Raw genomic sequence first — 6,883 nt, 5'->3', positions numbered from 1 at the left:
AAGTAGAGCTAATTGTGTGTACTCATTTAAAGGTCAGGCTTGTTCTAAGTCTGACTTTTTTTGTTTTCCGTTGTAATTTAATTTGAACCTTCGGGAACAGGAAGCGTAGTGATATTAAAATGATATTACTTTAATATGCACACCTATGAAACACGAGCGCGAAATTAGTCCTGCTTCCGGCTACACCATTGCCGGAATTACCCTAATAGTTGCTTTGATTAGCTTCTTTTCTCTGATGATAAGCGATATTGCTTTATTAGCAATTATCACTATTCCTGCGCTAATGTTGCTGCTGAGAGGATTCATTATGATCCAACCGAATGGCTCAATGGTGGTGACGCTATTTGGAGAGTATAAGGGAACCGTTAAGAAAAATGGCTTTTTTTGGGTAAATCCATTATTTAGTCGTCAAAATATTTCGCTGCGCGCTCGCAATTTCGATAGTGAGCGGGTGAAAGTAAATGACAAACTGGGAAACCCAGTAATGATTAGTGTAATCTTAGTCTGGAAGGTAGAAGATACTTACAAAGCAGCTTTTGATGTTAACGACTACGAAAATTTTGTAAAGGTACAGTCAGATGCTGCCGTCCGAAAGCTAGCCAATTCGTATCCCTACGATAATTTTGATCATATTGACGAAATAACGTTGGTCTCCGGAGTAGACGAAGTTAACAGCGCATTGGAAGGCCGGTTAAGCGACCGCTTGCAGATGGCTGGTATCAAAGTAATTGAAGCCCGGATTGGCTATTTGGCTTATTCGTCTGAAATTGCCAGCGCAATGCTCCGCCGCCAACAAGCAACCGCTATTGTCGCTGCTCGGGAAAAAATTGTAGAGGGCGCTGTGAGTATGGTAGAGATGGCATTGGACGAACTGTCGAAAAAGAAGATTATCGAAATGGACGAGGAAAAGAAAGCTAGTATGGTGAGTAACCTCATGGTGGTACTTTGCTCCGATAAAGATGCTACTCCAGTAGTAAATACCGGAACATTACATCAGTAGAAATAGTATACGAGATGTTAGAGCAGTATTATGCCGAATAAGAAAGCATTTGCCTTGCGAGTGAATCCGGAAATGATGGCCGCGGTTGAAAAGTGGGCGGCGGATGAGTTTAGAAGTACCAATGGGCAGATTGAGTGGATTATTGACCAAGCTCTGCAAAAAGCCAGACGGAAGAAGAAAGTGAAGGTAGAGTCAGAAGAAGAAAGCGGTAAACCTGGAGACGGAAAACCGAAATCCGAAGATCGTAAAACGGTGGATAGTTAATAGTTGAGGGTAAACAGGAGAAGGATGAAGGGAAAAGAGATAATTTAATAATTAGCAATCCCTTTTCAGTTCTCCGTTTCTAAGTACTGGTCTCCAGTTTTGGCGAGCTAATATTGTTACTTAAACCACGCGGAAAACTCTGGTTTGGATAGCTTAAAGAGTTGTAGGCGCGAAAACCTTCCGGCTACGTAGGTTTCGGCCGCTACGACTAACCCCCCATCTCCGGTTACGGTAAAATCGCCTAATAGGTACGGGTTGGTCTGACCCAAATAGTTAATACTTATCAATTCGCCTGATTCTTTGGCGTAAGCGTAAAAAACCAGTTGGCGACGTTTGGTTTGGGTGCCGTACAAAATAATTTCTTGCCCTGCTTGAGTGATCTCTTTAATGATTACCCGAGCATTTTCATCAATTTCGTTAAAGTCAACCGTTGGTAAATCACTACCAACCGCAATGGTTTGTTCAGAAACTGTTGCGTTGGATAACAATGCACCCTGGCCGAATTTACTCTGGGCTAAAGCGTACTGCCCAATGCTGGTAGGATGCAAAGCATTAATAACAGATTCATCGCGGTAGCCATGCAGCGTACCAGCTATTTCGCCGTTGCTTTTGTTAGCAAATACTAGCGAGAACGAATAATTATAGAAACCATTGAAATATACGTGGTTACCACTGGTCCCTACAAAGAAGGGGAGGGCTGAGCCAACTCCCGCAATATGATTAATCACATATTCTTCAACATCTTCTTCTGCCCCGTAAGACTCACTCCATATTTCAGCAAAAGTATTATTGTAAGCGTGCAACGTACTGCTTCGGCTTTCACGATCATACCCCAGAAAAATCCAGCCATTATCGGCGGTACGGTGAGCGGCTAGCGGATACTTAATATTGCTGATCGTATTAATTTGATCCACTGTTCCGGTAGTAGGGTTCACGGCGTATACCTCCAAACTTTGAGAAAGCTCGTTCATTCCGAACATAACGAATCCAGAATCTTGCGCAAATAAGTGGGGCAGCGGGTTTACTAATGTCTCACCCAATGTCATTTCCCACTGACTTATTCCTTCGTCGCTTGATTTAAATAAGTGAGCTTTCCACTGTTCAGTTTTAGAAAGTGTAAGGTAGCCACTATCGGCGGTCTGTACAATGGCTAATGGCTCATAGCGATCTGAAAACTGCTGCGTTTCATAAATACGAGTAAAGCTATTTCGGGGCTCAATTAGCTCTTCGTCCGAACTACAACCGTAATTCAGCAAAAGCATTACCAGCTTAATTATCAAATACTTTTTCATAATGGAAAATTGATAAGGAACAGGGGATAGTTGATAGTGGACAGTTTAAAATAGAAACGTATTTAATTTTCCATTTTCAACTGTCAATTATTTACATGATTACTGGTGAAAAACTTTTGGTTAGGTACTTCATGGGGAATACCAATTGAAAGGTGATTTCCCGACCGGATAAGCGGATGTCATCCAACGCATTTCCTAATCCCTGAAAATTACGAGTGGCCGAAAAACGGGTCTGTTCATTAACAATTGAATTTAATCCGTAGTAGTAGTTAAGTTCTATGCCCGCCATAAATCCAGTAAAGTGGTAATAAATTCCTCCCCCAGCTTTGGCCGCCCATTGATTGTTATTGAACAGGCTGGTAGCGGTAGTAGATTGAATATCGCTCTGCAAAGAAATAGGCGAACCCGAAGTAAAGTCAGTACCGGCTGATACCAACTCTTTGGTCGCATCTACCCGCATTTGGTACTGAATTCCGGCCTGTACAAAGGGTTTCCAACGGCGGGGCAGAAAAACGTAGCGAGCTGTAATCGGTAATTGCAAGTAGTGCAATGTGTACTGATGGCTATAATTTACTTCGTAAGAATTGATCTCGTTTTCAATATCATTCCAAGCATATTCAGTACGGTAACCCCAGCGTTGTTGCGCGTAAGAAGGGTTAAGGGCTATCTGAAGAAATTTAGTAGGAGAAAATATGGTGATAAGTCCTAGATGATACCCTATTGGTTGCTCGGAAGAAGAATAGTCTTTCGTTTCTAGCACATCAGCACCCCAATAATCTATCTCAGAAAAGCTTTTCTGGACTTTAGGCTGAAACTGATTTATTCCGCTGGAGATTCCAACGTACCATTGGGAAGAAGTAAATCCTCCGCCACCTGGTCGGCGTTTGGAACCTTGAGCTATCGCATCTAGCGAAAGGCCAGTAATGATGAAGAGTATCCAGCAATATTTTACCATGGCGTATACTATTTGTCAAGGGTATTGCACGGACTATGCCATATATATAATTATTAATAGATATGTAATAAATATTCTTATGTAAAATATTTTATGAGTTGAGCAAGAGCTTACGTTATCATATCAGTAAAATATTGAGCAACTTAAACTCAATATTTTCTAAAATTGATAAAAAGTGAACCTCCCCAGTGGAGGAATCGGTAGAAGCTAGATTAAAAGGGGTTTGATAAGCGAATAAACTACCCGTCTGAGGGTAAAGCAGTATGCCTCGACTTGCTTCAAAGACTTGAGTGTAAGCAAATATTTGGCGTAAATCTTCGTCGTTAGGTTCAGGAGACGTAAGCACTTTCCACTTAGTATCAATTACCACTTGCAGATTGTCACCGAAGTCCAGCAGAAAATCAGGGCGAAGATCTTTGGTGCGCCAGAATGCACGCTGTGGTTGGTAATGGAGTTTGAAATCTCGATCATTACTTAGTTTCTTCAGATGATAGTAAATCAGCAATTCGAACACTCGACTCATATCAAACAGTAGCGAAAAGCCAAAATCCTGTCCGGCGAAGGTTCCTCCTAGGTATCCATTGCAAATCAAATTAGCCAATCGTAAAGCGAGCCGGTACTGCTGAGTAGCGCGATTTAGTGGAATACGAGACTCGGTAGTTGGCAGTGGTACGTCAGTAACCGAACGGAAATAGCGCAGTAGGTCATTGGTTTGAGCCGAATAAGAACCAGCGTTAGCAACAATACGCAAGGCTTGCTTAATTCGTTGATTCAGTGGATGGTCTTTAACATGAGTTTGCGACTGCACGTAGAATCGATGTTTTTGTACCAGATTGGTACGAATCTGCTCCGAAAGTAGCAGCTTGCCCCGCAAGAACGGTTGCTGTGCGGCCTGGCTTCGGTATTGGCGAGTGAGACCTCGTTGGACAAGTTGCTGTACTTCATTGATAAAAGCGCGTTGTAGTGCTTCCGTTAGATTGCCCGGTTGCATTAACAACTGAGGGTTGAGATCACCTAGCTGGGGAAGGAAGTCAAATTGCTGAAGCAGATTGGTCCAACGTTCCCGTGTTAGCGTAATGTCATTAGAACGGTCAACTTTAGGCAGAATTTCAATGATTACCTCCGGTAGCTCTATCAAACCTACGTAGTTACCCCATCGTACCGACTGATACTCCAAGCGGAACATTCCGGCGGGTAGTGTTCTCTTTAGGTGGGCTAGTTGATGGAGATGCTTATCGGTGAAAAAAAATCCGTTTTGTTGCTGACCAACCAATAAAACCGCCTGTTCGTATACAGAGAAAACCGGTTTACTCATGCTGATATATTCGCCGAATAGCCGCTAAAAATTCCGCGTCACTTAGCTTGCGCCAGCGGTATCGTTTATCAGGTAGGCGAAAGACTGAGTCTTCGCTCGTTAAAAGATATTCGCCGGAAAGCTCCTCCACAAATGAGTTGCCTAACACAGCTATTCGTTCGTCCCAGTCGCTAAAGAAATATTCTTCTAGCAAAGGAATAATTCGCTGATACATTGCTAGCCGCAAAGCCGCTAGCGGATCATCAGCCGTTAGTACGGGTAGAAAATAAGCGTGTCCAATCTCATAATCTTCTCCCCGAAGCCACAGCAAACGTTCATTCATCGCTGTCAGTAGTTTATCTAAGTGAATTTTTTGGGAGTAGTTCGCCATAGGCTCAGCAGCTTGCGCTAGGGTATCTTGATTAGAATCCTCTAAATTTTCTACAGATATAGTAATAGCAGGTTTTAATAATTCAGGATTAGGGTGAATCGCTTGAAAGGTAAACCGGCGACGAAATGCTACGTCTAGCGTATCTACACTTTGGTCAGACGAGTTCATCGTGCCAATAATATACAAATTAGGCGGCACCCGAAACGGTTCGCGAGAGTAGGGGAGAATCGTTTGCAAAGCCTCAGTTAGTCCAGCCCGTTTATCTTCTTCAATGAGTGAAATCAACTCACCAAAAATGCTCGCAGGGTTCCCCCGGTTTATTTCATCAATAACAATAACAAAATTCCCTGCTTGCCGATAATCTGCTGAAGCAAGTTGGGAAAAATCCAGTTGTCGGGTAGCTTGCTTCATCTGCCGATACTGCACTGCGGAAACTGAGTTTTCCGATAGCTGATGATTACTCAATAATGCATTGTAAATCCGATAGCGAGTTGCTTCAAAAGCTTTTAAGCGATGAAAAGCGGCCCACATTACGGAAGTATTTCCCTGTCCAACCACTTCGCTAATTTCACTTAGCTGGCTAATACTTTCCACATCCAAAAACCCTCGGTACATCTTAGCTAGGCTATGCTTAGTAACCGAGTAGGTTTTACCTCCGGCTGAGGTTTGAAATGCCAGCGTACTATTTTGATTAATGTTACTAAGGCGAATTGCCTTGCCCTGCTTGGTTTCAAACGTAATTTCTTCGGAACCCTCCTGCATCATACGCTTGAGATAGTCTATAAACTCAAAGTACAGCGCGTCAAACGGACGCAGAGGCAGAGACTGCTTACTAGTTTCTGGCGGCTCCGATAAAGTATCTAGTGATCGTTGCTGCTGAGCTAAGTATAAAGCATAAGCAGCATTATAGCTCATCTGCTTGAAAACTCCGTCCACTACATCGTAGTATAAATCATTTCGCTCATTTTTGAAGGGTTTGATCCCTTCTACAAAATCTTCGTATGCAAAAGAAGGGTGAAAGGTAAGCACAGCAACGCGCCCCTGTTGCTGGTACTCATTAAACTTGCTTTTTAGCTTGGCTCGTTCGTGCGGAGGATACTGTTCTTGAAGCTCCTTGTCTGATAGGTTTTCAATAAGTTGTACGGCTCGTTGAGAAGTTAAGTAGGTTTTTCCGGTACCCGGCGGGCCGTAAAAAATAGTATTCAGTGCGTGCATTAATCGCTTAAAGTTTCAGTACTATTGAAAGTAGCTAAAATACTGAAATTCAGATTTATAGTGCGGATAAGTTAAGAAAATATTTAATCAGCAAGAGGGTGGTTTAAACAATAGTATACTGTTGGTATTTACTGAGCATCTTCAGATAATGAAGAAGGAGTAAATATTATAATGTTCGTTAATAAATTTACTACTCAAATGCCCGAAGGCTCAGCAGCTCTTGTCTGATGTTGAATTGCCATTCCTTTTGTTTTCCCTTATCTAGGCCATAATTCGTTTCAGCATCGTATAGCTCCTGTCGGGTTAAATACTCGACATATACCTGTTTGAAGATTGTATTGGCTTCCGTATTGATATTGCCAGCGTTCAAATGCGCCTCTGAAAACCGCTTTCTAAGTTTTCTAGCATAAACCTCACTAAGGTTGAAGTGAAATTGCTCATGTTTAAGTAATTTGTCATTGTGTTTCTGATC

Annotated in this window: 7 protein-coding genes; 2 read left to right on the top strand and 5 right to left on the bottom strand. The window is 42.4% G+C overall.

What is annotated here, in order from left to right:
- Nucleotides 1–145 precede the first annotated feature (145 nt).
- Nucleotides 146–1,000 carry an SPFH domain-containing protein gene (locus WBA23_RS18960; protein WP_424583852.1) on the top strand — a complete coding sequence of 285 codons (855 nt, stop codon included), beginning with the start codon at nucleotides 146–148 and terminating at the stop codon, nucleotides 998–1,000.
- Nucleotides 1,001–1,030: 30 nt separating this feature from the next.
- Entirely contained in the window at nucleotides 1,031–1,264 is a 234-nt protein-coding gene (locus WBA23_RS18955) for an Arc family DNA binding domain-containing protein (protein ID WP_424583851.1), read from the top strand.
- A gap of 116 nt (nucleotides 1,265–1,380) precedes the next feature.
- Here WBA23_RS18955 and WBA23_RS18950 read toward each other — a convergent pair whose 3' ends face one another.
- The 5 genes from WBA23_RS18950 to WBA23_RS18930 all read right to left on the bottom strand — a co-directional run.
- On the bottom strand, nucleotides 1,381–2,556 hold the full coding sequence (locus WBA23_RS18950; RefSeq protein WP_424583850.1) for a hypothetical protein: 1,176 nt from the start codon (nucleotides 2,554–2,556) through the stop codon (nucleotides 1,381–1,383).
- A gap of 91 nt (nucleotides 2,557–2,647) precedes the next feature.
- Complete coding sequence (locus WBA23_RS18945; protein ID WP_424583849.1) at nucleotides 2,648–3,511, bottom strand: outer membrane beta-barrel protein; 864 nt, start codon at nucleotides 3,509–3,511, stop codon at nucleotides 2,648–2,650.
- A gap of 118 nt (nucleotides 3,512–3,629) precedes the next feature.
- A complete protein-coding gene (locus WBA23_RS18940; protein ID WP_424583848.1) occupies nucleotides 3,630–4,826 on the bottom strand; it encodes an McrC family protein in 1,197 nt (398 codons plus the stop codon).
- A complete protein-coding gene (locus tag WBA23_RS18935) occupies nucleotides 4,819–6,411 on the bottom strand; it encodes an AAA family ATPase (RefSeq protein ID WP_424583847.1) in 1,593 nt (530 codons plus the stop codon). The genes WBA23_RS18940 and WBA23_RS18935 overlap by 8 nt, the downstream gene beginning before the upstream one ends.
- A gap of 190 nt (nucleotides 6,412–6,601) precedes the next feature.
- Nucleotides 6,602–6,883, bottom strand: a 282-nt coding sequence (locus tag WBA23_RS18930; RefSeq protein ID WP_424583846.1) for a DUF922 domain-containing protein, incomplete at its 5' end; no start/stop codon positions are given.

This window comes from Tunicatimonas sp. (assembly GCF_049647865.1).
Lineage (GTDB): Bacteria > Bacteroidota > Bacteroidia > Cytophagales > Cyclobacteriaceae > Tunicatimonas.
The sequence above is the reverse complement of the archived record's forward strand: the minus strand, read 5'-3'. Positions and strand labels throughout refer to the sequence as shown.